The sequence below is a fragment of the Tsukamurella sp. USMM236 genome (assembly GCF_037148755.1).
GTDB lineage: Bacteria > Actinomycetota > Actinomycetes > Mycobacteriales > Mycobacteriaceae > Tsukamurella.
The window spans coordinates 671,684-694,999 of sequence record NZ_JBBCSS010000001.1; the positions used below are offsets into that span (position 1 = coordinate 671,684).

Below are 23,316 nucleotides of genomic sequence, written 5' to 3' on the forward strand. Positions count from 1 at the left end.
AGTCGCTACAGGACCGAGGTGTCCAGGTCGAGCGTCGTGCGGTCGAGCTTCGCCAGCAGGTCGAACTCGGTGTACGCCTTGGGCAGCTCGTACACGAAGAAGTACTGCGTGGCCGCCCGCTTGCCGCGGTAGAAGGCCTCGTCCTTGGCCGTGCCGTCCTCGGCGTACGTCGCGAGCGCCTGGTCCAGCCACAGCCACGCCACCACGACGTGGCCGAGGCCGTCGAGGTAGGAGGTGGCGTTCGCCAGCGACAGCGCGGGGTCGCCCGTGCCGCCGAGAACCATCGTGATCTCGACCGCGCGCTGGGCGGCGGCCCGCAGTGCGGCGGCGTGCGGCGCGAGCTCCTCGACCTTGTCGGCGCGCGCGGCCGTCGCCTCGAACCGGCCCAGCAGCGCCCCGAAGGCGGCGCCGCCGTGCTGCGGCACCTTGCGGCCGAGCAGGTCCAGGCCGTGGATCGCCTTGGCGCCCTCGTGGATCGCGTTGAGCCGGTTGTCCCGGTAGAGCTGCTCGACGTTGAACTCGCGCGTGTAGCCGTAGCCGCCGTGGATCTGGATGGCGTAGTCGTTGGCCTTCGTGGCCCACTCGCTCGGCCAGCTCTTGATCATCGGGGTGAGGAAGTCGAGCAGCTGCCCGGCGGCGGTCCGCTCCTCCTCCGACGGTGCGGTGTTCGCGTCGTCGACGAGGCGCGCCCCGAACAGGGCGAGCGCCAGCCCGCCCTCGACGTAGCTCTTCTGCGCGAGCAGCATCCGGCGCACGTCGGGGTGCTCGATGATCGGGACCTGCGGCCCCGTCGGGGCGGTGACGGGCCGGCCCTGGACGCGGGTCTTGGCGTACTCGAGCGACTGCAGGTAGCCGGTGTAGCCGATCGACGACGACGCCAGGCCCACGGCCACGCGCGCCTCGTTCATCATCTGGAACATCTGCACGAGGCCGCGGTTCTCGGTGCCCACCAGGTAGCCGGTGGCCCCGTCGAGCGAGAGCAGGCAGTTGGTGGTGCCCTTGTTGCCCATCTTGTGGTTCAGGCTCACCAGGGTGACGGCGTTGCGCTCGCCGACGGACGCGTCGTCGTTCACCAGGTACTTCGGCACGATGAACAGCGAGATGCCCTTGACGCCGTCCGGCGCCCCCGGGACCTTCGCGAGCACCAGGTGCACGATGTTCTCGGACATCTCGTGGTCGCCGCCGGTGATCCACATCTTGGTGCCGGTGATGGCGTAGCTGCCGTCGTCGCGGGGCTCGGCCTTGGCGCTGATGTCGGCGAGCGCGGAGCCGGCGTCGGGCTCCGAGAGGCACATGGTGCCGGTGAACCGGCCCTCGATCATCGGCTCGAGGAAGAGTCGCTTCTGCTCGTCGGTGCCGAAGGAGCGGATCACGTTGCCGTTGCCCAGGGTCAGGCCCGAGTAGACGGTGGTCGACACGTTCGCGGCCTGCATCCATGCGAACGCGGCCTTGCTGATCAGCGAGGGCAGGCCGATGCCGCCCTCCTCGGCGGGCAGCTCGGCGAAGGTGAAGCCGGCCTCGTTGATCGCGTCGAGCCCGGCCTTGGTCGCGGGCAGCGTCTTCGCGGTGCCGTCGGGCTGGATCGTCGGCTCGTTGGCGTCCGCGTCCTTGTAGTGGTTGGACAGCTTCTGCACGGCGATGTCGGCGGCCAGGTCGAGCGCGGCGTCGAAGGTCTCCTTCGAGTGCTCCGCGAAGGCGTCGCGCTTGGTCAGCTCCTCCGCGTTCAGCCACTCGTAGAGCAGGAAGTCGACGTCGCGGGGGTTGAGCAGCGGGGTCTGCGCTGCGATGTTCTGCTTCACGGTTCTCCGATCGGGCTGGTACTGCGGAGCGATCTTACTCGGCGGTAACCTTACCCGAAATTCCTTCAACCGTGAATATTTGTGACGTCGGTCAACCTCTGATCATCGCGCGCGCCACGCCGCCGACTGCTGTGCCGCGATCGAGACCAGGCGGTCCAGGCCGAAGTTCACGTCCAGCAGGTGCGTGCCCATCAGCGGCAGCTCGTTGAGTGGCTGGGGCACCGTCAGCCGGATCCGGTACATGCTGTGCCGGTTGACCTCCGAGCAGCTCCCCACGCCGCGGCTCCTGCTCACCGTCCAGGTGCTGGCCGACGTGGGCAGCGCCTCGGGGAAGGTCGTGTAGTCCATGAGCACGGAGATGATCCCGAAGGCGTAGCGCTCGCTCGGCACCGTCACGCCGACGGGGCTCCAGTCGCCGGAGAGTGGGCCGGGGTCGGTGCAGGCGATGTGCTTGCCCGCGCCGACCGGGAGTTCCATCGTCTGGGAGAGGAGGTCGAGGTCGGTGTTGCCGAACATCGAGATCACGGGCGCGGCGGTGTCCGTGGAGTAGGCGACCGCGCAACCGAACTCCCCGCGGCGGGTGCACAGCGGGACGTTCTGGAAGTCGCCGCCGGTGGTGCGGCCCGCGGCGGTGGTCACGTTGCCGCCCATGAGGAAGGCGCCGACGAGGCGGTTCCGGACGGCGGCGTTGCCGTCGATCTCCTCGCGGATCAGCTTGCGCAGCATCATCGTTCCCTGTGAATGCCCGATGAGGACCACGCCGCGGCCGCCGTTGTCGCGCGCCAGGTACTCGCGCCAGGCCGTCCGCACGGACTCGTACGCGGTGTCGACGACCGGCTTCAGGTGCATCAGCATCGTGGGTGCGAGGCCCGTGAGGGTGATCTGCGGGTAGACCGGCGCGAAGACGCGGCACATCGACCCGAACCGCGCCGCCTGGAACCGGGCGATCGAGTCGACCTCGGGCATGCGCACGGGGTTGGCGTTGAGCGCGACCTGGTTCGTCACCGTCGGATAGACGTAGAAGCAGTCGACCGCCTTCTCGGCGTCGGTCACCTTCCGGGCCGGGGTCGTCTTCCCGGTGCCGAGGTCGGTGGTGTCGGTGGGGAGGGTGCACGGGTTCGCGGTGCCGGGCCGGCACATCCACGTCGTCGACGGTGCGCCCTGGGCCGCGCCCGCCGCCAGGCCCGCGCCGAGCGCGAGAGTCGCCGATACCGCTGCCAGTCGCCGGAGGGCGCGCCGAAGGATCATGCGCAGACCATATACCGAGAGTTTTGAAATTCTCTCAGTATTTCGAGAATCGGTCGACGAGCGCGCACCGGTCGACCTTGCCCGGCCCGCGACGGGGCAGCTCGTCGACGAGGTACAGCGCCCGCGGCGCCGCCGTCCGGTCCAGCTCGGCCTCGACGGCCGCGCGCAGCAGCTCGACGGTGACCTCCGCGCCCGGTCCCGGCACGACCGCCGCGGCCACCCGCTGGCCGAGCCGCGGATCGGGCTGCGCGAAGACGGCGACCTCGGCGACGCCGGGCACCCGCGCCAGGACGGCCTCGACGACCTGGGGGAGGACCGTCAGGCCGCCGGTGGAGATGGCCTCGTCGAGCCGGCCCGTGACGGCGAGGACGCCGTCCGTGAGCGTCCCGGCGTCGTCCGTGCGGAACCAGCCGGGATCGGCGAAGGCGGGGTGCTCGGGCAGGTTCCGGTAGCCGAGGGCCACCGTCGGGCCGCCGAGCACGACGCGCGATTCCGGGCCGTCCAGGCGGATCTCGACGCCCGGCAGGGGCGCACCGTCGTACACGCAGCCCCCGGCCGTCTCGCTCATGCCGTACGTGCGGACCATGCGGATGCCGGCGGCGAGCGCCGCCTCGCGGACGGGGGCGGGGCAGGCGGCGCCGCCGATGAGCACCCCGTCGAACCGGGCCAGGGCCTCCGTGGCGGACGGGTCGGCGAGGACCTTGACCAGCTGGGTCGGGACCAGGGAGACGTATCGACGGTCCGCCGTCATCGTGGCGTGGGCGGGGCCGAGGGCGGCGGGGTCGAAGCCCGCGCGCACGTCGAGCTGGGCGGGCGCGTGGCCGGCGGCGAGGGAGCGCAGCATCACCTGCACGCCCGCGACGTGGTGCGGCGGCATCGCGAGCAGCCACTGCCCGGGCCCGCCGAGCCGCGCGTGCGTGCCCGCGGCGCTGGCGGCGAGGGCCTCGCGGGTGAGCATGGCGCCCTTGGGCGTGCCCGTGGTGCCGGACGTCGCGACCACGAGGGCGACGCGCTCGTCGATCGGGGACCCGGCGGCGAGCGCGTCCGTGAGCCGGGCGGCCTCGCGCGGATCGTGCGCGGGCACGGGCAGCCACGCGGGCGCCGTGCCCTCCAGGAGGGCGGTGAGCCGCGGCAGGGCGGATTCGACGGTGTCGATCGGCAGCGGCTCGAGGTTCACGGGTCGAGGCTACTGCGCGGGGTCCGGCCGGCCCGGCGCGTCCGGGTCGTCGGGGCCGTGCCCGTTCCGAGGGCAGCCCTCCGGGTTGAGCGGGGCGTCGTCGAAGGGCCAGCCCTTGCGCTCGAGGCGCTCGCGGACGCGGGTGATGTCCTTCTCCAGCGGCATCTCGTGGGTGTGGCCGCTGATGGCGACGCCCGCGTCGACGCGGGTGATGGGCTCGAGCCCCTCGGGGGAGAGGTGCGCGTCGTCGATCAGCTCGCGCGTGACCTCCCGCAGCTCCTCCTTCGTCAGCTGCCGGTCGAGCAGCGCGAGGAGCGGCTGGTAGTCGGTGTTGGGCACGCCGTCGGGATAGCCGGCGCGCAGCCAGTCGACGATCCTGGCCAGGAAGCCCGGACTCGGACTCGAACTCATGAAGACCCCACCTCCGGTGCGAGGGTGCGCCCTGGGGCGCGGTTGTGCTGCCGATACGGATACCGATACGGGAACGGCCCCCTATCTGAACTCCAGAATAGGGGGCCGCTCGCGGCTCGGGTGAGCGACAGCGAAGAGAACGTGTTTCAGCTGGCGAAACCGGTGAGCGGCCAGCCGCCGGCGGCCAGCTTGCTCGCGACGTGGCGCAGGTCCTCGTCGCTGGGCTCGGCCTGCGTCACCTTGGTGATCGCGGCCTCGATCTCGTCCTTGTGGACCTCGTCGGGGCGCTGGGCCAGGATACGGCCGATCACCGCGTCGACCTCGGTCTCCGACAGCTGCTTGGTGAGCAGCGCGAGCAGAGGGAAGTAGTCCTTCGGCGGCACGCCCTCGGGGTAACCGGCGCGGAGCCAGTCGAGGACCTGCTGGAGGACGCTGTCCTGGGAGTTCTCGGTGGTCATGCGGTCGCCCCTACTTCTTCTTCTCGAACCACGGGTAGATGTTGTCGAACGTGAGCTCGTACTTGAAGCCCGAGGCCACGATCATCGAGACGCCGAGCACGACCGCGACGATGACGATGAGGAAGGCGATCGCGGCGAGCGCGTTGCCCATCGGATTGGGCTTGTGGACGCTGCCGTCCTCCCGCTCGTGGCCGTTGCCGATCGCGAGGCCGCGGACCCCCACAGCGAAGAGGGCGGGCAGACCGGCGCCGAGGATGAGGCCCACGAGGAGGACCTTCCACACAGCGTCGAGGGCGAGGGAAATCGTATGCATGCTCTGGTCCCCTTAGACCTTGGCCTCGGTGGGCGCGACCGCGTTGGTCTCGTCGTCCCACTCGGCGTTGACGTTGTTGGAGTCGACCTTCTGCTGCTGGGCGCGCCAGTACATGTAGCCCGACAGCGCACACAGGATGGCGAAGGCGACGATCGGACCGGCCAGGGTCGGGATCTTCGCGGCCACGAAGTACATCACCGCGCCGACCAGGGCGGCCGCGGGCAGCGTGATCACCCAGGCGGCGACCATGCGGAGCGCGACGTTCCAGCGGACCGTCGCGCCCGGCTTGCCGACGCCCGAGCCGAGGATCGAGCCGGTGGCGACGTGCGTCGTCGAGAGGGCGAAGCCGAGGTGGCTCGACACGAGGATGATCGTGGCCGACGAGGCCTCGGCCGCCATGCCCTGCGGGGAGCTGATCTCGATCAGGCCCTTGCCCAGGGTGCGGATGATGCGCCAGCCGCCGAGGAAGGTGCCCAGGGCGATCGCGGCGGCGGCGGAGAACTTCACCCACAGCGGGACGCCGTGCGTGTCGTCCCAGAACAGGAGGCTGTCGCTGCTGCCGGGGTTGCCCTGGCTGTAGCCGATGAGCGCGAGGGTGATGACGCCCATGGTCTTCTGCGCGTCGTTGGTGCCGTGCGCCAGCGAGACGAGCGAGGCGGTGCCGATCTGGCCCCAGCGGAAGCCCTCCTCGGTGAACCGCTCCGCGACGCCGGCGACGATCTTGAACACCAGGTACGTGCCGACCGCGGCGACGACGCCCGCGACGACCGGGGCGAACAGAGCGGGGAGGACGACCTTGCCGATGACGCCGTCGAGCTTGGCGGTGCCGTTCCAGACGACGCCGCTGACGCCGAGGGCGGCGATCGCGGCGCCGATCATGCCGCCGAACAGCGCGTGCGAGCTGGAGCTGGGCAGGCCGAGCAGCCAGGTCAGCAGGTTCCAGATGATGCCGCCGATGAGGCCGGCGAGCACGATGATCAGCAGCGCGCGGCCGCCGTTCTCGATGAGCTCGGGCTTCGGCGAGCCGTCCTTGTTCTGGATCTTGATCACCGCGTTGGTCACGGTGAGAGCGACCTCGACGGACAGGAAGGCGCCCACCAGGTTGAGGATCGCCGAGAGGCTGACGGCCGTCTTCGGCTTCAGGGCGCCGGTCGCGATGGAGGTGGCCATCGCATTTCCCGTGTCATGGAAGCCGTTGGTGAAGTCGAAGGCGAGGGCCGTCACGATCACCAACAGCAGGATGATGAGTTCGCTGTTCATGGTGAAAATAGTGAGGCCGAGGGGCCCGTTCCACCAAACGGGTGAGACGGGCTCGACATCCTTCTGACCTGCAGGTTCGTGTTCGTCCGGCGAGCGTTCACCAGATGTTCATTCAGCGCGCTCTCAGAATCCCCTGGTCATGTCCGTTTTGCGCGGATCTTGCGGTCTACCGCGGGACGATTGACGGGCCGTGACTACTATTTGCGCATGGCGTCTTTGGATATCCGCGTGTTGGGCCAGGTGTCGCTCTCCGTGGACGGCGCGCCGAACGAGGTGTCGGGCGTGAAGCCGCGCTCGGTGCTCGCGCTGCTCGTGATGAACCGCGGTCGCGCCGTCACCGTCGACTCCCTGAGCGAGCAGGTGTGGGACGGCAACCCGCCCGCCTCGGCACGCGCCAGCCTGCAGGTGTTCGTCAGCGGGCTGCGCAAGGCGCTGCGCGGTCCGGGCGCCGGTTCGGGCCTCGACGGCCTGCTGGTCACCTCGGGCTCGACCTACCGCCTCGACCTGGACCCGGAGCAGTCCGACATCGGCCGGTTCGACTCGGCCCGCCGCCGCGGCGCCGAGCTGGCCGCCGCCGGCCGGTACGACCGGGCCTCGCTGGCCTTCGCCTCCGCGCTCTCGGAGTTCCGCGGCGACGCGGTCGCCGACCTGCGGGGCCTGCAGTTCGCGGACAACTTCGCCATCGGCATGGCGGAGGAGCGCGCCGCCGTGCAGTCCGCGATGTACGACGCGGAGATCGCCGCGGGCCGCGCCGCGTCGGTCATCGGCGAGCTGCGCCGCCTCGTCTCCGAGCACCCGCTGCAGGAGCCGCTGTGGGGGCAGCTCATCACCGCGCTGTACGTCACCGGTCGCCAGGCCGACGCCCTCGAGGCCGCGCGCGACCTGCGCCGCACCCTCGCCGACGAGCTGGGCGCCGATCCGACGCCGGCCCTCGTCGAGCTGGAGGGCAAGGTGCTGCGGCAGGAGCAGCTGGCCTTCACCGTCGCGCGGCCCGCCGCGCAGCCGGGGGACGGACGGGCCTTCGAGAAGACCGAGACCGACGTGACCATCGACGGTGCCGGCCCCCGCGGCACGCTCACCGCCGAGGACGGGACCGAGTACCCGGTGCGCGGCGAGGTCCGCCTCGGCCGCCTCCCCGACAACGACATCAGCATCGACGACACCAAGGTCTCGCGCGAGCACGCCGTGATCACCGGCTCCGTCAGCGGGTTCGCCGTCCGCGACCTGCAGTCCTCCAACGGCACCTATGTTGGGGAGCGTCGCGTCGCCGGCCAGCTCCCCCTGTCCGACGGTGACGAGCTCACCCTGGGCAGGACGACCTACGTCTTCCGCGTGATCGAGGAGTAATCGAGGAGTAGCAGGGCGATCCGCGCGCTATGCAATCGTGACCGTCTTGGCCAAAACGGACATTCGGTGGGACTCTGCGGTGGCGCGACGGCGTGTCGTCGCAGAGATGCACCGAAGGTTCGGCGCTACCGTGGGCGGATGATCAACGGGGCGCACATCATCCACTACTCCGGCGACGCGGACGCCGACCGCGCCTTCCTGCGCGACGTCCTCGGCGTCGAGGGGGTCGACGCCGGCCAGGGCTGGCTGATCCTGCCGTTGCCCGCGTCGGAGGTCGCCGTCCATCCCACGGACGGACCGCCGAAGCAGGAGCTGTACCTGATGTGCGACGACGTCGAGGCGGAGGTGGCGGCGCTGCAGGCCAGGGGCGTCGAGACCGCGCCGATCACCGACCAGGGGTGGGGCCTGCTCACGTCGCTGACGCTCCCCGGCGGTGGTGCGATCGGGCTGTACCAGCCGCGGCACCAGCGCGCCCACGGCTGACTCTCTTCCGCTAGGAGGCGTCGATCGCCGCGACGGTCGAGGCGAGGACGCGCCACCGTCGATGACGGTGCCGGAACATCGCGCGCACGAACAGGCCTGTGAGCAGACCCTGAACGCCGTCCTCGATCTCGATCGCGTCGGTGTAGCGGCACCGGCCAGGCCCGAGCGGATCGAAGGTCAGGCGGTGGTTCCACACGCGGATCGGTCCGCCGCGCTCGTTGGTGTAGATCTCGAGCTCGTCGAGCCGCCGCACGATGATCTCGTGCGTCCAACTGGGGAGGACGCCCAGCCAGTGCACCCGGCCGCGCGCGGAGAAGCCCACCTCCACCGGGACGCCCGCGGGCGGGGCCCCGGCCATATCGAAGGACAACACGGGCGCGAGGACGAAGAGCATCACCTCGGGCGTCGCGGCCATCGTCCGGGCGCGGGCGGCCGACAGCGGTAGCTCGGTGCTAATGGAAATGATTCCCATAATTCCGAAGCTACCCGGTGCGGGCGCGTGCGGGAAGGGGTCAGGCGGAGTAGCGCCCGATCGCCTTGCCGACGGTGCCCGGCCCACCGACGGTGAAGGTGACCTTCTTCTCGCCGATCAGCGTGGTGAAGGACCCGTCGGGCCGCGCCTTGACCTCGCCGCCGTAGCGCTTGCCGTCGTTCCACCAGCTCAGGGTGCGCGTCGCGATCTGCGCGCGGGTGCCGGGGTTGTCGACGCACGGCGCGGCGGGGCCGCCGAGCGCGCCCTTGATGCAGTCGGGGCGCACGGTGATCCAGCCCTTCGCGTCGACGGTCCCGGTGTAGTGCACGGTGGGGAAGGGCATCGGATCAGCGAAGCCGGGCGTGGTGACCCAGCCGTCGAACCGGACGGTTGTGTCGGCGTTCGCGGCGGCGGGCAGTGCTCCGAGTGCGAGCGCGGCGCAGGCGCCGGCGGCAAGGGCGATGCGGGTGGTGCGTGCGGTCATGTGATCAGTGCTCCTCGATGTCGAAGGTGCGTCGTCTCTGACACCTGACTATCGGGGGGCGATCGAATTCGTTACCGAAGGCATTGAAATGCTGCTGGCCGGCAGTGCGCTGCCCCGTGCGACCCTGAGGTGGGTGCGGATCGTGCCCGCTCAGCGGTCACGATCGCACACACGTCAGGCGTGCGGATCGTCGTCGACGAGGAGTCGGCTCAAGAGGTCGAGGTCCTTCGTCATCGCGGACCGCATCGCCCGCGCCATGACCGGCGCGGCGACCCGCGCGAAACCGCTGGGCGTGCCGCGGTTCCGCAGCCGCGTGAGCGTGCCGCCCGGCACCGTCTCCCAGGTGTAGGTGGTCTCCATGGGGAAGGGACCGTCGGCGGTGCGCATCACCATCCGCTCGCCCGCGACGAGCTCCGTCACCTCGTACGTGTAAGCCAGCGGCCGCCCCAGGAACCGCGCCTCGAAGTCCATCCGCGACCCGAGCCGCACCGGCGGCTCCGTCCGCCAGGCGACGGACCGGATGTTGGCGTACCACCGCGGGGCGTTCGACGGGTCGCCCGCGAATTCCGCGACCCGCTCGCGCGCAACGGGAATCACGCGCTCGACCACCACGTCCACGTCCATGCGAGCACGATACGCGGACGGGCGTGCGGTGTCAGTCCGGCAGGGCGTCGCGCAGCAGGGTGGCGGCACCGTCGGACGTGCGCGGCTTGCGCCGGAGGAAGCGCCCGAGCACGGCGCGCTTATCGCCCGCGAACCGCGGGATCACGTGCAGGTGTACGTGATCGACGGTCTGGAAGGCGGCGCGGCCGTCGTTGACGACGAGGTTCACCCCGTCGGCCCGGACCTCGCCGTCGCGCGCGGCCCGGGCCAGACGGTGCCCGAGCGCGAACATCCGCGCGCCGTCGTCGGCGGCGAGGTCGGCGAGGCGCGCCGCATGCCGCTTCGGGACCACGAGGGTGTGCCCCTCGCTCATCGGGCGGACGTCGAGGAAGGCGATCACCTCGTCCGTCTCGGCGACGATCGCCGCGGGCGCCTCACCCGCGACGATCGCGCAGAACACGCACTGCGCCACCGGGACTCAGTAGTAGTAGGGGAAGGGGGACCAGTCGGGGGCGCGCTTCTCCAGGAAGGAATCGCGGCCCTCGACGGCCTCGTCGGTCATGTACGCCAGGCGCGTCGCCTCGCCGGCGAAGAGCTGCTGCCCGACCAGCCCGTCGTCGGGGAGGTTGAAGGCGTACTTGAGCATCCGCTGCGCCTGCGGGCTCTTACCGAGGATCTTCGCGGACCACTCGAGCGCGACGTTCTCGAGCTCGTCGTGGTCGACGACGCGGTTCACGGCGCCCATGCGGTGCATGTCCTCGGCGCTGTAGACGTCGCCCAGGAAGAAGATCTCGCGCGCGAACTTGTTGCCCACCTGCTTGGCGAGGTAGGCGCTGCCGTAGCCGGCGTCGAAGCTGCCCACGTCGGCGTCGGTCTGCTTGAACTTGGCGTGCTCGCGGCTCGCGAGCGTGAGGTCGCAGGTGACGTGCAGGGAGTGTCCGCCGCCCGCGGCCCAGCCATTGACCAGCGCGATCACGACCTTCGGCATGAACCGGATGAGGCGCTGCACCTCGAGGATGTGCAGGCGGCCGCCCTCGGCCTTCACCCGGGCCTCGTCGACACCGTCGGCGGTCGCGGCCTCGACGTCGGAGTCGTGGCTGGTGGCGTACTGGTAGCCGGAGCGCCCGCGGATGCGCTGATCCCCGCCCGAGCAGAACGACCACACGCCGTCCTTCGGCGCCGGGCCGTTGCCGGTGAGCAGCACCGCGCCCACGTCCGGGGTGCACCGTGCGTGGTCCAGCGCGCGGTACAGCTCGTCGACGGTGTGCGGGCGGAAGGCGTTGCGCACCTCCGGCCGGTCGAAGGCCACGCGGACGGTGCCCTGCGTGATGTGCCGGTGGTACGTGATGTCGGTCAGGTCCTCGAATCCGGGGACCGGCTGCCACAGCTCGGGGTTGAAAGTCACGCAGCCGACTCTACTGTTGGGGTCGTGGTGGACGTCGACGAACTGGTGGCCGCGGCGCGCGTGGTGCGCCTGCCGATGCGGGTGCGCTTCCGCGGGATCACGGCCCGCGAGGCCGTCGTCTTCGAGGGGCCCGCCGGCTGGGGCGAGTTCGGCCCCTTCCCCGAGTACGACGATGCCGAGGCCGCGCTCTGGCTGCGGGCCGGGATCGAGGCCGCGTACGCGGGCTTCCCGGAGCCCCTGCGCGACGCGGTGCCGGTGAACGCGACCGTGCCCGCCGTCGGGCCGAGCCGGGTCCCCGAGATCCTGGCGCGGTTCCCCGGCTGCCGGGTCGCGAAGGTGAAGGTGGCAGAGACGGGACAGACGCTCGCGCAGGACCTGGCCCGGGTGGCGGCCGTGCGGGAGGCGATGCCCGACCGGGCGATCCGCGTCGACGCGAACGGCGGCTGGACCGTGGATCAGGCCGAGCGCGCGATCGCCCGGCTGCTCGAGGGCGGCCCGCTCGACTACGCCGAACAGCCCTGCGCCACCGTCGAGGATCTGGCCGAGGTGCGCCGCCGGCTGGGCGGCGCCTGCGACATCGCCGCCGACGAATCCATCCGCCGCGCCGACGATCCGATGCGCGTCGCGGAGCTCGGCGCGGCCGACGTCGCGGTGGTGAAGGTGGCGCCGCTGGGTGGGGTCCGGGCAGTGCTGGACGTGGCCGACGCACTGAAAGCGGCTGCGGGCGTGCGGGTGACGGTCTCCTCCGCGCTCGACACCGCCGTCGGGCTGTCTGCCGGGATCGCCGCCGCGGCGTGCATCTCCGACGGGAACGCCGCGGGCCTCGGCACGGGCGGCTTCTTCACCGCGGACCTCGGCGAGCATCCGCTCGTCGACGGCGCGCTGCGGGTGCGGGCCGTCGCGCCGACCGAGGCGCAGCTGGCGGCGGTCGAAGTGACGGGGGAGCGCCGGGACTGGTGGCTCGATCGTCTCCGACGGTGCCACGCGCTCGCCGTGTAGCTCACGATGTCGGGTTCTGGTGCGGTAGAGGTGCGCCTGCGCACGTCCGTTGCCGCAGAAGTCGGCATCGTGAGGCGCCGGCCCTGCGGGCTACTTCCAGGGGGCGTAGGCCCAGCCCAGCAGCCTGGAGTTGGGTGCGATGTCGGGCTCCGGGATGATCTGGATCTGCGAGCCGTCGCCCCAGCCGTTGGACAGCCCCTGGACGCCGCCGCTGAGATACGTGCCGTTCCCGAGCGAGATGTCCACGTGGTAGCCGTAGTCGCTCTGCGAGAAGACGAGCGCGCCGCGCGGCGCGGGCAGTGAGGAGTGGCCGAGGCCCTTGGCCTTCAGTCCCTCGTAGAAGGAGCGGGCGTGGTCGCGCGGGATGCCGGTGGCGGTGGTCTTGCCGTAGGCGAAGTCGACGAAGTCCTCGCAGCCGTACTCGCCGAAGGTGTCGGTGCCCACGAGCGTCATCCCGCGCGCGATCGCGGCCTCGACGTCGGCGGCCTGCGCCGGCGGCGCACCCACCAGCGCGAGCAGCAGCGCGGACAGGACGGCCACCAGTGTGCGTCTCATCGTTTCTTTGTAGTCCTACGCATGCCGCTGCCGGGGGATTTCGCGGCGGGAGTCCGCTGCGGGTTTCCTGTCGGTGCTGGGCGCTAGGGTGCGGGTCATGGAGAACCTGATGACGGAGCTCGGCGCCGCGATGACGGGGGAGCCCGCCGAGCGGAAGCAGAAGCTCGAGGCCACGTGGGCGCGGATCGCGCCGGGTGATCATCCGGCGCGGTGCATCGCCGCGCACTACATCGCGGACGTGCAGGAGGAACTGGATGCCGAGGTGGAGTGGGACGAGGTCGCGCTCGCGGAGTCGGCGCACGTCTCGGACGCGGAGCTGCAGGCCATCCACCCGTCGCTGAGCGTCGCCGGGTTCATGCCGTCGCTGCATCTCAATCTGGCCGAGGGGTACCGCCGCCAGGGCCGCTTCACCGACGCGGCGGATCGGCTGCAGACCAGTCGGGAGTTCGACTTCGCTCTGGACTCCGCGATTGACCCCGCCTACGCCAGCGGGATCCGCGAGGCGCAGGAGCGGATGGCCGCCCGCATCGCCGCGGGCGACAGCTCGGGCACGCTCGCGCCCGAGCCCAGCTAGCCCGAGCCTTCTAGCCCGAGCCTTCTAGCCCGAGTCCGGCCGGCCCGGGGCCGGCGAGTCGGCGCGGTCGCGCAGCGCGCGGGCGGCGTCCTCGTGGCCCTTCTCGAACAGCGCGCCGATCAGCATCGTGCGCAGCGCGCGCATTTTGACGGCGATGTCGGCGGCCTCGGGCAGCGCGGAGTCGAGCACCGTGAAGCCGTTGATGAGCGCGACCACACCTCGCGCGGTCTCCGGATCGATCTCGGCGCCGGCGAGCGCGGCCGCGCCCTGCGCCACCGCGTCGGCGGCGCGCAGGTACTCCTCGACCAGCACGCGCGAGGCCGGGTCGCGCGCCGCGCGCAGGTACGCCTCGACGAGCGCGAGGGACTCGTTGCCGCGCGCCTCGGACGACGCGGCGAACGCCGCGATCACCTCGTCGGGGCTCGCGGAGGTGTTCGCGAGGAACGCCGCCAGGACGTCGAGCCGCTCGAACTCCTCCGCCACGAACGTGCGCATCGCCTCGTGGGTGAGGTCGTCGATCGACGCGAAGAAGTAGCCGATCGTCGTGGTGGGCAGGCCCGCGCGGGCGGTCACGGCGCGGTGGGTCACCGAGGCGTACCCGGATTCGCCGACCGTCTCGACCGTCGCCTCGAGGAGCGCGCGCCTGCGTTCGAGCGTGCTCCGCCGGTGTTTGCGCTCCTCCACGCCCCGCAGTCTAGGCCGCGAGCGAAGTCTGTACAAAGTTCCAGACTCGGGCTATCGTCCATTTCTGTAAGTTTGTACAAACTCGGCGTGCGCGCCGGAGGAGCAGCCATGACCACGGAGATCACTCAGGCCGGCACGCGGGCGAACGCCTTCACCGACGACGCCCTCGGCACCCTCGACGCCACCGGCGTGGCCGAGGCGATCGCCGCCGGCACGCTCGGCGTCGCCGAGGCCGCGACGGCCGCGACGGAGCGGATTCGCACCGTCGACCCGGCGACGCGGGCGGTGCGCTGGTGGCTGCCGGAGGGCGGCACGGGGCCGCAGGCCCCGGCGGACGCGGCGTTCCACGGCGTCCCGTCGGCCATCAAGGAGAACACCGCCTTCGCGGGCCTGCCCACCACGATGGGCTCGGCGGCCCTGCCCGCGACGCCCGCGAAGCGGTCCGGGCCGGTGGGCGAGCAGTTCGCCGCGACCGGCGTGAACGTGCTGGCCTCGACCGTGATGCCGGAGTTCGGCATGACCGCGAGCGCCGAGTTCGCCGACCGCGCGCCCGCCCGCAACCCCTGGAACACCGACTACACCGTGGGCGGCTCGTCGTCGGGCTCCGCGGCGCTCGTGGCCTCGGGCGCGCTGCCGATCGCGCACGGGAACGACGGCGGCGGGTCGATCCGGATCCCCGCGGCGCTGAACGGCCTCGTCGGGCTCAAGGGCACGCGCGGCCGGCTCGCCGAGCTGCCCGCACTCGCGGTGCTGCCGGTGAACGTGGTGTGCGAGGGCGTGCTCACGCGCACCGTCCGCGACACCGCGCGGTACTTCGCCGCGGCCGAGCGGCACCGTCGGAACCCCGCGCTGCCGCCCGTCGGGCACGTGCGCGGGCCCGGCCGGCGGCGGCGGATCGGGCTGGTCACCGAGTCGGTCACCGAATTCGGCATCGCCGCCGAGTGCCTCGCGCCGGTCCGGACCCTGGCCGACGAGCTGACGGATCAGGGGCACGAGATCATCGAACTGAGCATGACCGACCTACGGATCGACGGCGGCTTCGTCGACGACTTCCTGCACTACTGGGGGCTCCTCGCCGGGCTCGAGGTCGCGGTCACCGGGGCGGTCACGCCGGGTCGGTTCGGCGCAACCGATCCCGTGACCCGCAGCCTGCTGCGGTCGGGGCTGTTCGGCGCACCGTCGATCCCGGGGGCGATCGCGCGGCTGCGCGCCGTGACCGGGAACTACGAGCGAATGTTCGTCGAGCGCGGCGTGGACGCGATGCTCTCGCCGACGATGACGAGCACCACCCCGCGGATCGGCCACCTCGACCCGGCGCTGCCCTTCGATGAGTTCATGTCCCGCACCATCGCGATGGTGGGCATCACGCCGCTGAACAACGTCTCGGGCGGCCCGGCCGTCTCCGTGCCGTGCGGGTTCGACGATGCCGGGCTTCCGCTGGGCGCCCAGTTCGCGGGTCCGGCGGGGATGGAGGCGACGCTGCTCGAGCTCGCCTACGAGGTGGAGGAGCTGCGCCCCTTCGCGCGCATCGACGGGTAGTGATCGGCTAGCGGCGGAACCAGCCGCGCTTGGCGGGCTGCTCGGCGCCCGACGGGGCCGCGTGACCGTCGCACCAGTCCTCGGGGCGGACGGTGGCGCGGACGGCGTCGACGTGGGAGCCGCAGCCGGTCCAGGTGGTCTTGCCGCACACGCGGCAGGTGATCGCACTGCACATGGGCCGGACCTTACGCGTTCGCGCCGGCGACGAAGCCGCGGAAGGTCTCGAAGGCCCGCGCGCCGTGGATCGTCGCGGGGCCGCCGTGCATGAGGAAGGTGACGCCGATGGCCTCCGCCGCCTCCTGCTCGGTGGCGCCCGCGCGCGCCGCGGCCTGACCGTGCGAGGCGATGCAGCCGTCGCAGCCCTCGACCACGCCGATGGCGAAGGCGATGAGCTCCTTGGTCTTCCTGTCGAGCGCGCCGTCGGCGAAGGCGGCGCTGCTCAGGGCGCCGAAACCGGCGTAGACGTCCGGGATCGCGCGGCGCAGGTCGCGGTGCTGGGGTTGGAGCGCGCGCAGCGTCGCGGCGCCGTCGGTGGGGTGGTCGTGGGTGCTCATCGTCGTCCTTCCGGTAACCCCCTGGGGGGATGTTCGTCACGAACCTAGTATCCCCCCGGGGGGATGTGCCACGATGGGTGGGACGGCGACTTCGACGGTCGCGTCGGCGACGGAAGGAACGGACCCATGGCGGAATTCACGATGAGCGCAGCGATCGACGCGCCCTACGACGAGGCGGTGGCGCGCGTGCGCGAGGGCCTCGCGGCGGCCGGTTTCGGCGTGCTGACGGAGATCGACCTGCGGGCAACGCTCAAGGCGAAGCTCGACGTCGACGTGCCGCCGAAGGTGATCCTCGGCGCCTGCCGGCCGCAGCTGGCGCACGAGGCGCTCGACATCGACCCGCGCGTGGCCGCGTTGCTGCCGTGCAACGTCGTGGTGTCGGCGGACGGCGCGGGCGCGCTCGTCGAGGTGATGGACCCGAACGTGATGCCCGAATTCACCGGCACTGCAGCGCTGTCCGGCGTCGCCGCGGACGCGCGGGAGCGACTGGCGGGCATGCTCGACGGGCTCCGCGCATGAAGCTCCCGGAGGAGGGCACGAAGCCCATCGTCACCCGCCTCAAGCGGGCCCACGGCCACCTCGCGACTGTGATCCGCATGCTCGAGGAGGGGGAGGAGTGCGAGGACGTGCTCACCCAGCTCGCCGCCGTGAACAAGGCGCTCGGCCGCAGTGGCTACGCCCTCGTCGCCACCGGCCTGCAGCACTGCATCGCCACCGAGGGGCCGGAGAACGTCGACCAGAAGAAGCTGGAGAAGCTGTTCCTCGCGCTGGCCTGAAAGGCTAGGTCAGCTCCTCGACGGTGACGGTGAAGTCCTGCGCGCGCAGGCGATCCGCGAGCACGTCGCCGAGCGCGACGGCGGGGGTGAGGACGCCGGCGCGGTCGGGGAGCGTCGCGCCGCCGCGGGCGGTGTCGCCGTCGAGCGCCAGCGCCAGGCTGGACTCGCCCAGCATGACGGCGGTGCCGCTGTAGCCGGGGTCGAGCTTCGCGCCGATGGTCGACCGGTAGCGGCGGCCGCTCGTCGTGCGGGTGTAGACGTCGGCAATGAACGAGCCCTTGGCCTGCGAGGACTCGCTCGGGCCCTCGCCGGGCGAGGGGAGGATCTTGTCGAGCACGGGGCGCAGCGGCTTGATCGCGAGCGCCGCCATGCCCACGGCGAGCGCGCCCTGCACGAGGTGCGATCCGACCTTGGAGACCAGCGCCGGGCCGGGCACGGCCATCGTCTCCCGGTACGTGAAGTCGGGGCCGTAGGCGAAGTCGAGCAGGCCGTTGGAGCGGCGCACGACGCGAGTGTTGTAGCTGGCCATGAAGAACGGCGCGAGCGACCCGGACAGCGACGGGTCAACGGTCTTGGCGTCGACGACGGACAGGTCGCCGGGCTGCTTCGGGGTCTCGCGGGTGTGGTCGACGCTCAGCGAGTGCGGGCGGCCGGCGACGCGGCGGGCGTCCCGGTCGGCGCTCACCTCGTCGGCGAGGCCGATCGCGGAGGCGATGGTGCCGCCGCTCGCGCCGCCGCGGATCGAGCGGATCACCAGCGTCGTGGAGCCGAGGGTGCCGGCACCGTCGGCCCGGGCCTTCTCGTAGACGAGGAACGTGCCGAGGTCCGACGGGATGGAGTCGAAACCGCAGGAGTGCACGATCTTCGTGCCGTTCGCGGCGGCCTGCTCCTGGAACTTGTCGATCGAGCGGCGCGCGAAGAGCACCTCGCCGGTGAGGTCGGTGTAGTGCGTGCCGGCGTTGACGCACGCGCCGACGACCGTCTCGCCGTACAGGGCGTAGGGGCCGACGGTGCTGCACAGGACCGTCGTGCGGGCGACCATCGCGTCGAGGGTGGACGGCTTGTCGACGTCGGCGACGACGACGCCCCAGTCCTTCGCCCGCTCGCCCAGCTCGGCGCGGACCTTCTCCAGCTTGGCCTGCGTGCGGCCGGCCAGCGCGATCCGTACGCCGTTGGGCGCGTGCTTGGCGAGGTGACGTGCCGTCAGCACGCCGACGAAGCCGGTCGCGCCGAAGACGATGAGGTCGAATTCCCTGGTACCCGCAGTCATGCCGCGATGTTAGCAGTGTTCGCGCGGTCGTGCTCGCGCCTCGCGCGCCACCTCTGGAAGGCGCGGGCCGCGGCGGGCGCGAGGAAGAGCATCAGCAGGACGCGGATGAGCTGCGCGGCGACGACGAAGGTGATGTCGACGTTCGACGAGGCGGCCACGGCGAGCACCGCGTAGATGCCGCCCGGCGTGGTCGCGAGGTAGCCGTCGAGTGCGGAGACGCCGGTCATCGCGGACAACGCGAAGCCCAGCCCCGCGCAGCCGATCCCGACGCCGACGATGAGCAGCACGGCCCAGGGCAGCAGCCGCGCCATCGACCGCAGCGACTCGCGGGTGAAGCCCACGCCCGCCTGCCAGCCGATCACGAGGTAGCCCGCGGCGACCAGGCCCCACGGCACCGTCGCGCCCGCGGCGACGCCCGACAGCGACAGTGCGGCGGAGGCCACGAGAGGGCCGAGGAGGCCGCCCGCGGGCAGCCTCGTGGCCAGCCCGACGGCGAGGCCGCCGCCGACGCACACTGCGGTGAAGCCGAGGTCGAACCACCAGGCGCGCTCCGGGCCCGAGGCGACCGACGAGGATCCCGGCGTATGCGGATACAACGCCGCGACCAGCGGCAGCGAGACCGTCACCAGCCCGACGCGCAGGTACTGGACGACCGCGACCACCTTCTCGTCGCCGCCGAGCTCGCGAGCGATCGCGACCAGCCCCGACGCGCCGCCCGCCACCAGCGCGAGCGAGCCGGTGATCGAGTCCGTGTCGCGGTGCCGGCCCAGCAGCGCGCCCGCGCCGACGGACAGCAGCAGCGTCGCGAAGCCGACAAGCAACGCCGCCGGCCACCGCGACCCCAGCGCCGCGACCGTGTGGGCCTGCATGAGCGTGCCGATGTACGCGCCGAGGACGCCCTGCGCGCCGAGCTGCACCGGCCGCGGAATCGGGCCCGGCGCGCGGCCCGCGAGTGCCGCGACCACCGCGCACACGAGCGCGGCGAACAGGGGCGCGCTCGGCACGCCGGCCGCGATCAGCGCGGCGGAGAGGGCGCAGGAGGCGACGGTCAGGCCCGTCCATCTCGTCAGCTCGCTTCGCATGACGACAAGTATCTGCTTGTAGAAGACGTCGTGCAACTCGCGAAATGCGCAAAAGTATGAAGTAAACTCTTGCTATGTCCGATGTCAGCGAGCTCCGCTACGGCGTGCACTCCCTCAGTCGCGAGATCCGTGCCCATCGCCGGCCCGGCCCGCTCACCGAGACCCAGTACCTGATCCTCGGCAGCCTCGACCGCGGCGGACCGGCCACGCCGGCCGAGCTCGGCGAGGCGCACCACGTCCGCGCGCAGACCCTCACCCCCGCGTTCAACGCCCTCGCCGATGCCGGGCTGGTGCGCCGGCGCCGGGACGAGGCGGACCGTCGGCGGCAGTACGTCGAGCTGACCGACGCGGGCCGCGCCGTGATCGAGGAGGACCGGGCGATCCGCAACGCCTGGCTCGCGTCGGCGATGGCGGAACGGCTCACCGACCTCGAACGGGACCTCCTGCTCCTGGCCGGTCCGGTCCTGGCGAAGCTGGCCGACGGGTGATGCGGTCGTAAGGTGGTCCGCATGCAGAAGCCGCCGAATCCGTCCACGCTCCAGGCGCGCGTGATCGTGGACGAGCTGGTCCGCGGCGGCGTCACCGACGTGGTGCTGTGCCCCGGCTCGCGCAACGCTCCGCTCGCCTTCGCCGTCCACGCGGCGGACGCGCGCGGTGAGCTGCGGCTGCACGTGCGCATCGACGAACGCACCGCCGGCTTCCTCGCCGTCGGCCTCGCCGCGGCCGCCCGCCGCCCCGTCGCGATCATCATGACCTCCGGCACCGCCGTCGCGAACCTCGCGCCCGCCGTCTACGAGGCCAACTACGCCCGCGTCCCGCTGCTGGTCGTCAGTGCGAACCGGCCCTACGAGCTGCTCGGCTCCGGCGCCAACCAGACCGTCGAGCAGTTCGGCATCTTCGGCACCCAGGTCCGCGCGTCGCTGTCCCTCGGCCTCGCCGAGCCCGGCCTCGACCGCAACTCGCAGTGGCGCAGTGCCGTCTGCCGCGCGCTGTCGGCTGCCCGCGGCGCCCGCACCGGCAACGCCGGCCCCGTCCAGTTCGACATCCCGCTGCGCGAGCCGCTCGTGCCCGACGACCCGTCGCCCGAATTCGCGCACGGCCGGCCCGACGGGGGCCCGTGGACCGTCGCGCCCGTCGCCACCCTCGACGTGCCGCTGCCGATCGACCTGACCCCCGACACCGTCGTCATCTCCGGGCACGGGGCGGGCGAGAACCCCGCGCTCGCCGGACTGCCCACCGTCGCCGAGCCGACGGCCCCGCACCCCGAGAACGCGCTGCACCCGTGGGCCCTGCCCGCGCTCAAGCCGCGGCAGGCCATCATCTGCGGCCGCCCGACCCTGCACCGCGAGGTGAGCGCCCTGCTCGCCGATCCCGAGGTCACCGTCTACGCCGTGACGACGGGGCCGCGCTGGCCCGACGTCTCCGGCAACGTCGCCGCGACGGGCACCCGGGTCCTGCCGGTCGGCGAGCCCGACGCTGCCTGGCTGCAGCGCTGCGCCGACGCCGACGCCGCCGCGCGGGAGGCCGTCGCCGAGGGACTCGACGCCGAGCCCGTCACCGGCCTGCACGTGGCCCGCGCCGTCTGCGCGGCCCTGCGCACCGGCGACCAGCTGGTGGTCGGGGCGTCCAACCCGGTTCGCGACGTCGCCCTCGCCGGCGACGTCCCGTCCGGCGTCCGCGTGCTGTCCAACCGCGGCGTCGCGGGCATCGACGGCACCGTCAGCACCGCCGTCGGCGCCGCGCTCGCCCACCCGGACCGGCGCACCGTCGCGCTGATGGGCGACCTGACCTTCGTGCACGACGCCTCCGGCCTGCTCATCGGCCCCGAGGAGCCGCGGCCGGCCAACCTCACCATCGTCGTCGCCAACGACAACGGGGGCGGCATCTTCAACCTCCTCGAGCAGGGGGAGGAGCGGTACTCCGGGGCGGAGTACGACGGTGCCGCCGCCCGCGTCTTCGGCACCCCGCACGGCACCGACATCGGCTCCCTCTGCGCCGCCTACGGCGTCGAGTACGTGCGCGCCGAACTGGACGACCTCGCCGCCGCGACCCGCGCCGACGGCCTGCGCGTGGTCGAGGTGCGCACCGAGCGCACCGGCCTGCGCGCGCTGCACGCCGGGATGCGGGCGCGGATCAGCGCAGCGGCGTCGAGCGGCCCGGCCGCGGGGGAGGGCGCGTGAGCCGCACCGCGCTGCGGCGCGTGCAGATCGTCCTGCTGAGCGCGGCGATCCTCATCACCGGGCTCTGCGTGGTGCTGGTCGCGGCCGCCTGGCGCGACGACCGCACCATCGACGCCGACCGCGGCACCGCGACCGCCGAGGTGCTCTCCGCCGGGCCCCGTCGCTCGACGATCAGCTTCTACACGACCGACGGCGTCAACCACAATCCTCCGCTCGGCGTTCTCTACCCCAGCGAGCTCAACGTCGGCGACCGCATCCAGGTCGAGTACAGCCGCTCCGATCCGGAGCTGGTCCGCGTGGCCGGACGGTCCGCGGCCGTCGCGGTGCTGCCCGCCGCGTCCGTCGCCTCGGGGACGTGGCTGGTGGTGGGGGCGATCATGCTGCTCATCGCCGCCGGCTATCACCGGGGTGAGAGTTCACCTGACGTTCCGCGCACCGTCGACCGGTAGGGAACCTCACGGTCACCGCCCCGGGCGACACTGCTGACGTGCGTATCGCGATCGTGGCCGAGTCCTTCCTGCCGAACGTCAACGGAGTCACCAACTCGGTGCTCCGCGTCCTCGAGCACTGCCGCCGCACGGGTGCCGAGGCGATCGTCATCGCGCCCGATGCGGTCGCTGGCGAGGAGCCGGCGCCGACGCAGCACCTCGGGTTCCCCGTGTACCGGGTGCCCGCGCGGATGCTGCCGAAGATCTCGTCGCTGCCGATCGGGCAGCCGAACATGCTCATCGTCGACGTGCTGCGCGACTTCCGCCCCGACGTGGTGCACCTCGCCTCGCCCTACTTCCTGGGCGCGGGCGGCCTCGCCGCGGCGAAGCGGCTCGGCATCCCCGTGGTCGCGATCTTCCAGACCGACGTCGCCGGGTTCGCCGGTTCCTACGGGCTCGGCCCGCTGGAGCGCGCCGCCTGGTGGTGGACCCGGCAGATGCACAAGCAGTGCGACCTGACCCTCGCCCCGTCGTCGGCGTCCGTCGCCGACCTCGAGGCGCACCGCATCCCGCGGGTCAAGACCTGGGCGCGCGGCGTCGACGCGGAGCGCTTCGCCCCGTCGCACCGCTCCGCCGCGCTGCGCGCCGATTGGCTGGGGGACCGCCCCGACCGGCTGGTGGTCGGCTTCGTCGGGCGGCTCGCCGCGGAGAAGCACGTCGAGCGGCTCGCCGGGCTCGCGCACCGCGACGACGTGCAGCTCGTCATCGTCGGCGACGGCCCGGAGCGCGCCCGACTGGAGAAGCTCCTACCGCACGCGGTCTTCACCGGGCAGCTCGGCGGAGAGGACCTCGGCGCCGCGTACGCCTCGCTCGACGTCTTCGTGCACGCCGGCGAGCACGAGACCTTCTGCCAGGCCGTGCAGGAGGCGCTCGCGTCGGGCGTCCCGTCGATCGCGCCCGACCAGGGCGGGCCGCGCGACCTCGTCGCGCACTGCCGCAACGGCTACCTGCTGCCGACCGCGGAGTTCGCCGAGCTGCTGCCCGGCGTCATCGACACCCTGGCCGATCCCGCGCTCCGCGCCCGGTTCGGGGAGGCCGCCCGGAAGTCCGTTCTGGCCCGTACCTGGCCGGCCCTCTGCGACCAGCTGTTCGGGCACTACGAGAGCGTGATCGCCGGACCTGCGGCGGGCCGCTCGGTCCGCGCCGTCGTGTAGC

The 23,316-nt window shown here is 72.2% G+C and carries 29 protein-coding genes; 11 read left to right on the forward strand and 18 right to left on the reverse strand.

The features are described from left to right. Positions 1-5: 5 nt before the first annotated feature. The 7 genes from WFK95_RS03165 to WFK95_RS03195 all read right to left on the reverse strand — a co-directional run bounded on the left by WFK95_RS03165 (position 6) and on the right by WFK95_RS03195 (position 6,666). A complete protein-coding gene (locus WFK95_RS03165; protein WP_224647573.1) occupies positions 6-1,799 on the reverse strand; it encodes an acyl-CoA dehydrogenase in 1,794 nt (597 codons plus the stop codon). Between the two features lie 102 nt (positions 1,800-1,901). Further along, positions 1,902-3,047, reverse strand: a complete 1,146-nt coding sequence (locus tag WFK95_RS03170; RefSeq protein ID WP_224647574.1) for a DUF3089 domain-containing protein — start codon at positions 3,045-3,047, stop codon at positions 1,902-1,904. 34 nt (positions 3,048-3,081) lie between these two features. Beyond that, complete coding sequence (gene menE, locus WFK95_RS03175; RefSeq protein WP_224647575.1) at positions 3,082-4,224, reverse strand: o-succinylbenzoate--CoA ligase; 1,143 nt, start codon at positions 4,222-4,224, stop codon at positions 3,082-3,084. 9 nt (positions 4,225-4,233) lie between these two features. Beyond that, a complete protein-coding gene (locus WFK95_RS03180; RefSeq protein ID WP_224647576.1) occupies positions 4,234-4,635 on the reverse strand; it encodes a DUF3349 domain-containing protein in 402 nt (133 codons plus the stop codon). A gap of 146 nt (positions 4,636-4,781) precedes the next feature. Next, positions 4,782-5,093, reverse strand: a complete 312-nt coding sequence (locus tag WFK95_RS03185) for a DUF3349 domain-containing protein (RefSeq protein WP_224647577.1) — start codon at positions 5,091-5,093, stop codon at positions 4,782-4,784. Between the two features lie 10 nt (positions 5,094-5,103). After that, the gene (locus WFK95_RS03190) at positions 5,104-5,406 is read right to left on the reverse strand and encodes a hypothetical protein (RefSeq protein ID WP_224647578.1); all 303 of its coding nucleotides are present in this window, start codon (positions 5,404-5,406) and stop codon (positions 5,104-5,106) included. Positions 5,407-5,418: 12 nt separating this feature from the next. Beyond that, a complete protein-coding gene (locus WFK95_RS03195) occupies positions 5,419-6,666 on the reverse strand; it encodes an inorganic phosphate transporter (RefSeq protein WP_224647579.1) in 1,248 nt (415 codons plus the stop codon). A gap of 207 nt (positions 6,667-6,873) precedes the next feature. Here WFK95_RS03195 and WFK95_RS03200 point away from each other — a divergent pair, with 207 nt between their 5' ends. Both WFK95_RS03200 and WFK95_RS03205 read left to right on the forward strand, forming a co-directional pair. After that, the gene (locus WFK95_RS03200) at positions 6,874-8,013 is read left to right on the forward strand and encodes a BTAD domain-containing putative transcriptional regulator (protein ID WP_224647580.1); all 1,140 of its coding nucleotides are present in this window, start codon (positions 6,874-6,876) and stop codon (positions 8,011-8,013) included. Between the two features lie 138 nt (positions 8,014-8,151). Then, positions 8,152-8,496 (forward strand): VOC family protein, encoded by a 345-nt coding sequence (locus tag WFK95_RS03205; RefSeq protein WP_224647581.1) that lies wholly within the window; start codon positions 8,152-8,154, stop codon positions 8,494-8,496. 10 nt (positions 8,497-8,506) lie between these two features. Here WFK95_RS03205 and WFK95_RS03210 read toward each other — a convergent pair whose 3' ends face one another. From WFK95_RS03210 to WFK95_RS03230, 5 genes are all read right to left on the reverse strand, one after another. Continuing rightward, entirely contained in the window at positions 8,507-8,968 is a 462-nt protein-coding gene (locus tag WFK95_RS03210; RefSeq protein WP_224647582.1) for a hypothetical protein, read from the reverse strand. 40 nt (positions 8,969-9,008) lie between these two features. Next, positions 9,009-9,452 carry a hypothetical protein gene (locus tag WFK95_RS03215; protein ID WP_336669865.1) on the reverse strand — a complete coding sequence of 148 codons (444 nt, stop codon included), beginning with the start codon at positions 9,450-9,452 and terminating at the stop codon, positions 9,009-9,011. 174 nt (positions 9,453-9,626) lie between these two features. Beyond that, positions 9,627-10,076 (reverse strand): SRPBCC family protein, encoded by a 450-nt coding sequence (locus WFK95_RS03220; protein WP_336669866.1) that lies wholly within the window; start codon positions 10,074-10,076, stop codon positions 9,627-9,629. 31 nt (positions 10,077-10,107) lie between these two features. After that, positions 10,108-10,527: an HIT domain-containing protein gene (locus WFK95_RS03225; RefSeq protein WP_336669867.1), complete on the reverse strand. Its 420-nt coding sequence runs from the start codon at positions 10,525-10,527 to the stop codon at positions 10,108-10,110. A 6-nt stretch (positions 10,528-10,533) separates the two neighbouring features. Beyond that, positions 10,534-11,460: a 1,4-dihydroxy-2-naphthoyl-CoA synthase gene (locus WFK95_RS03230; protein ID WP_224647586.1), complete on the reverse strand. Its 927-nt coding sequence runs from the start codon at positions 11,458-11,460 to the stop codon at positions 10,534-10,536. A gap of 24 nt (positions 11,461-11,484) precedes the next feature. Between WFK95_RS03230 and WFK95_RS03235 the strand changes: the two genes are divergently transcribed. Next, positions 11,485-12,459 (forward strand): o-succinylbenzoate synthase, encoded by a 975-nt coding sequence (locus tag WFK95_RS03235; protein ID WP_336669868.1) that lies wholly within the window; start codon positions 11,485-11,487, stop codon positions 12,457-12,459. 90 nt (positions 12,460-12,549) lie between these two features. Here the strand turns inward: WFK95_RS03235 and WFK95_RS03240 are convergent, their stop codons facing one another. After that, positions 12,550-13,014 (reverse strand): hypothetical protein, encoded by a 465-nt coding sequence (locus WFK95_RS03240; RefSeq protein WP_336669869.1) that lies wholly within the window; start codon positions 13,012-13,014, stop codon positions 12,550-12,552. Positions 13,015-13,111: 97 nt separating this feature from the next. Here WFK95_RS03240 and WFK95_RS03245 point away from each other — a divergent pair, with 97 nt between their 5' ends. Continuing rightward, positions 13,112-13,588, forward strand: coding sequence for a hypothetical protein (locus tag WFK95_RS03245; protein WP_224647589.1), 477 nt, complete (start codon positions 13,112-13,114; stop codon positions 13,586-13,588). Positions 13,589-13,612: 24 nt separating this feature from the next. Here the strand turns inward: WFK95_RS03245 and WFK95_RS03250 are convergent, their stop codons facing one another. Then, positions 13,613-14,272, reverse strand: coding sequence for a TetR/AcrR family transcriptional regulator (locus WFK95_RS03250; protein ID WP_224647590.1), 660 nt, complete (start codon positions 14,270-14,272; stop codon positions 13,613-13,615). Positions 14,273-14,380: 108 nt separating this feature from the next. Between WFK95_RS03250 and WFK95_RS03255 the strand changes: the two genes are divergently transcribed. Further along, positions 14,381-15,811 (forward strand): amidase, encoded by a 1,431-nt coding sequence (locus WFK95_RS03255; RefSeq protein ID WP_336669870.1) that lies wholly within the window; start codon positions 14,381-14,383, stop codon positions 15,809-15,811. Positions 15,812-15,818: 7 nt separating this feature from the next. Here WFK95_RS03255 and WFK95_RS03260 read toward each other — a convergent pair whose 3' ends face one another. Further along, entirely contained in the window at positions 15,819-15,986 is a 168-nt protein-coding gene (locus WFK95_RS03260; RefSeq protein WP_224647592.1) for a hypothetical protein, read from the reverse strand. 10 nt (positions 15,987-15,996) lie between these two features. Next, positions 15,997-16,365, reverse strand: a complete 369-nt coding sequence (locus tag WFK95_RS03265) for a carboxymuconolactone decarboxylase family protein (protein WP_336669871.1) — start codon at positions 16,363-16,365, stop codon at positions 15,997-15,999. 126 nt (positions 16,366-16,491) lie between these two features. Between WFK95_RS03265 and WFK95_RS03270 the strand changes: the two genes are divergently transcribed. Then, on the forward strand, positions 16,492-16,884 hold the full coding sequence (locus WFK95_RS03270) for a DUF302 domain-containing protein (protein WP_224647594.1): 393 nt from the start codon (positions 16,492-16,494) through the stop codon (positions 16,882-16,884). After that, positions 16,881-17,141, forward strand: a complete 261-nt coding sequence (locus tag WFK95_RS03275; protein ID WP_224647595.1) for a metal-sensitive transcriptional regulator — start codon at positions 16,881-16,883, stop codon at positions 17,139-17,141. The genes WFK95_RS03270 and WFK95_RS03275 overlap by 4 nt, the downstream gene beginning before the upstream one ends. A gap of 4 nt (positions 17,142-17,145) precedes the next feature. Here WFK95_RS03275 and WFK95_RS03280 read toward each other — a convergent pair whose 3' ends face one another. Further along, the gene (locus tag WFK95_RS03280) at positions 17,146-18,411 is read right to left on the reverse strand and encodes a saccharopine dehydrogenase family protein (RefSeq protein WP_336669872.1); all 1,266 of its coding nucleotides are present in this window, start codon (positions 18,409-18,411) and stop codon (positions 17,146-17,148) included. Next, on the reverse strand, positions 18,408-19,493 hold the full coding sequence (locus tag WFK95_RS03285) for an AbrB family transcriptional regulator (RefSeq protein ID WP_336669873.1): 1,086 nt from the start codon (positions 19,491-19,493) through the stop codon (positions 18,408-18,410). Before WFK95_RS03285 ends, WFK95_RS03280 begins: the two co-directional genes overlap by 4 nt. A 74-nt stretch (positions 19,494-19,567) precedes the next feature. On the opposite strand from WFK95_RS03285, the gene WFK95_RS03290 reads away from it, so the two are divergent. Genes WFK95_RS03290 through WFK95_RS03305 form a run of 4 tightly spaced genes read left to right on the forward strand, consistent with a single transcriptional unit; the run spans position 19,568 to position 23,315 of the window. Further along, positions 19,568-19,981, forward strand: a complete 414-nt coding sequence (locus WFK95_RS03290; RefSeq protein WP_336669874.1) for a MarR family transcriptional regulator — start codon at positions 19,568-19,570, stop codon at positions 19,979-19,981. 21 nt (positions 19,982-20,002) lie between these two features. Next, complete coding sequence (gene menD, locus WFK95_RS03295) at positions 20,003-21,673, forward strand: 2-succinyl-5-enolpyruvyl-6-hydroxy-3-cyclohexene-1-carboxylic-acid synthase (RefSeq protein ID WP_336669875.1); 1,671 nt, start codon at positions 20,003-20,005, stop codon at positions 21,671-21,673. After that, positions 21,670-22,122, forward strand: a complete 453-nt coding sequence (locus WFK95_RS03300) for a DUF3592 domain-containing protein (RefSeq protein WP_336669876.1) — start codon at positions 21,670-21,672, stop codon at positions 22,120-22,122. The genes menD and WFK95_RS03300 overlap by 4 nt, the downstream gene beginning before the upstream one ends. A 38-nt stretch (positions 22,123-22,160) precedes the next feature. After that, positions 22,161-23,315, forward strand: a complete 1,155-nt coding sequence (locus WFK95_RS03305) for a glycosyltransferase family 4 protein (protein ID WP_336669877.1) — start codon at positions 22,161-22,163, stop codon at positions 23,313-23,315. The last annotated feature ends 1 nt before the right edge of the window (position 23,316 follow it).

Bases quoted from the DNA above. Each gene is read 5' to 3' on its own strand.
- WFK95_RS03210 (WP_224647582.1), bottom strand. From the start codon at position 8,968: ATGGGAATCATTTCCATTAGCACCGAGCTACCGCTGTCGGCCGCCCGC.
- WFK95_RS03290 (WP_336669874.1), top strand. From the start codon at position 19,568: ATGTCCGATGTCAGCGAGCTCCGCTACGGCGTGCACTCCCTCAGTCGC.
- WFK95_RS03200 (WP_224647580.1), top strand. From the start codon at position 6,874: ATGGCGTCTTTGGATATCCGCGTGTTGGGCCAGGTGTCGCTCTCCGTG.
- WFK95_RS03275 (WP_224647595.1), top strand. From the start codon at position 16,881: ATGAAGCTCCCGGAGGAGGGCACGAAGCCCATCGTCACCCGCCTCAAG.
- WFK95_RS03170 (WP_224647574.1), bottom strand. From the start codon at position 3,047: ATGATCCTTCGGCGCGCCCTCCGGCGACTGGCAGCGGTATCGGCGACT.
- WFK95_RS03240 (WP_336669869.1), bottom strand. From the start codon at position 13,014: ATGAGACGCACACTGGTGGCCGTCCTGTCCGCGCTGCTGCTCGCGCTG.
- WFK95_RS03220 (WP_336669866.1), bottom strand. From the start codon at position 10,076: ATGGACGTGGACGTGGTGGTCGAGCGCGTGATTCCCGTTGCGCGCGAG.
- WFK95_RS03280 (WP_336669872.1), bottom strand. From the start codon at position 18,411: ATGACTGCGGGTACCAGGGAATTCGACCTCATCGTCTTCGGCGCGACC.
- WFK95_RS03205 (WP_224647581.1), top strand. From the start codon at position 8,152: ATGATCAACGGGGCGCACATCATCCACTACTCCGGCGACGCGGACGCC.
- WFK95_RS03185 (WP_224647577.1), bottom strand. From the start codon at position 5,093: ATGACCACCGAGAACTCCCAGGACAGCGTCCTCCAGCAGGTCCTCGAC.
- WFK95_RS03270 (WP_224647594.1), top strand. From the start codon at position 16,492: ATGGCGGAATTCACGATGAGCGCAGCGATCGACGCGCCCTACGACGAG.
- WFK95_RS03265 (WP_336669871.1), bottom strand. From the start codon at position 16,365: ATGAGCACCCACGACCACCCCACCGACGGCGCCGCGACGCTGCGCGCG.
- WFK95_RS03195 (WP_224647579.1), bottom strand. From the start codon at position 6,666: ATGAACAGCGAACTCATCATCCTGCTGTTGGTGATCGTGACGGCCCTC.
- WFK95_RS03215 (WP_336669865.1), bottom strand. From the start codon at position 9,452: ATGACCGCACGCACCACCCGCATCGCCCTTGCCGCCGGCGCCTGCGCC.
- WFK95_RS03180 (WP_224647576.1), bottom strand. From the start codon at position 4,635: ATGAGTTCGAGTCCGAGTCCGGGCTTCCTGGCCAGGATCGTCGACTGG.
- WFK95_RS03255 (WP_336669870.1), top strand. From the start codon at position 14,381: ATGACCACGGAGATCACTCAGGCCGGCACGCGGGCGAACGCCTTCACC.
- menD (WP_336669875.1), top strand. From the start codon at position 20,003: ATGCAGAAGCCGCCGAATCCGTCCACGCTCCAGGCGCGCGTGATCGTG.
- WFK95_RS03285 (WP_336669873.1), bottom strand. From the start codon at position 19,493: ATGCGAAGCGAGCTGACGAGATGGACGGGCCTGACCGTCGCCTCCTGC.
- WFK95_RS03260 (WP_224647592.1), bottom strand. From the start codon at position 15,986: ATGTGCAGTGCGATCACCTGCCGCGTGTGCGGCAAGACCACCTGGACC.
- WFK95_RS03245 (WP_224647589.1), top strand. From the start codon at position 13,112: ATGGAGAACCTGATGACGGAGCTCGGCGCCGCGATGACGGGGGAGCCC.
- WFK95_RS03190 (WP_224647578.1), bottom strand. From the start codon at position 5,406: ATGCATACGATTTCCCTCGCCCTCGACGCTGTGTGGAAGGTCCTCCTC.